At 69.6% G+C, this 995-nt stretch carries 1 protein-coding gene; it reads right to left on the reverse strand.

Annotation, left to right across the window (positions count from 1 at the left end; all coding sequences use genetic code 11):
* Positions 1-995: ABC transporter permease (locus OOT08_RS05855; RefSeq protein ID WP_325091648.1), on the reverse strand; the 995-nt coding region annotated here is incomplete at both ends.

Below are 995 nucleotides of genomic sequence, written 5' to 3' on the forward strand. Positions count from 1 at the left end.
GAGGGGCACCCAGAGCGCAAGGACCGGGGTCCACCCCTGCACCAGGGAGATAATCACAATCGTAAACACCCCCACCGCCGCACCGATGAGTCCGCCCAGCACACCCGTCACGACGGACTCCAGCATGAACTGCTGGGCGATCTGCCGCTTCGTCGCGCCGAGCGCCCGGCGCAGCCCGATCTCGCCGCCGCGCTCCATGACGGAGAGCAGGGTGACGTTCGCGATGCCGAGCCCACCCGCGAGCAGGGCGATCACGCCCAGCGCGAGGAACACCACGTTGATGTCCTCCTGCACGCTGCCCTGCAGGTCCGAGGCCGTGGCCGGGGCCTTCACCTTGAAGTTCTCCGGCGCGTTCGGGTCGAGCGCGATCGGCGCCTGCTTCCCGACCACAGGGCCAGCCCCGATGGCGATGCGGATGTCGAGCGACTCCGGCTTCGAGACCGAGAAGTCCCCGCGCGCCGTCCCCATCGGCAGGATCACGGCGTCGAGCAGCGCGGGCCGGGCCTCGGTCTTGCCGAGGATCCCGATCACCGTGTACGCCTTGTCGCCAATGAACACGGCGGGCTGATCGCTCACCCGGTTCACCCCAAGCCGCTTCGCGGCCTTCGCGCCGAGCACCACGACCCGGTCACCGCGGGCGTCGTGCCCCTCGTCGAAGAAGCGGCCCGTGTCGAGCGTGCCATTCACGACCTTCATGAGCTCGCCCGTACCCGCCATAACCTTCGGGGGGGCCTGCTTCGCTTCCGCGGGGTCGTACACGGAGACCGCCGCCACCGTGTCGGAGCCGATATCCACGTTGGCAAAGAGCGCCGCGCGCTCCACCCCAACGAGCCCCTCGACCCGCGTCACCGCGTCCCAGGGGATGCGCGCGGTCGCCCGCTCCTTCTCCCCCTGTTTGCTGCTCCCCGGCTCGATGACCACCTGCGTCGCCGCGAGCGCGTCGAACTGCTTTGAGATCTGCCCGGAGGCCGTCTGCGCCATCCCGATGGTCACCA

The organism is Leucobacter sp. M11 (assembly GCF_035726885.1).
GTDB lineage: Bacteria > Actinomycetota > Actinomycetes > Actinomycetales > Microbacteriaceae > JAPFRB01.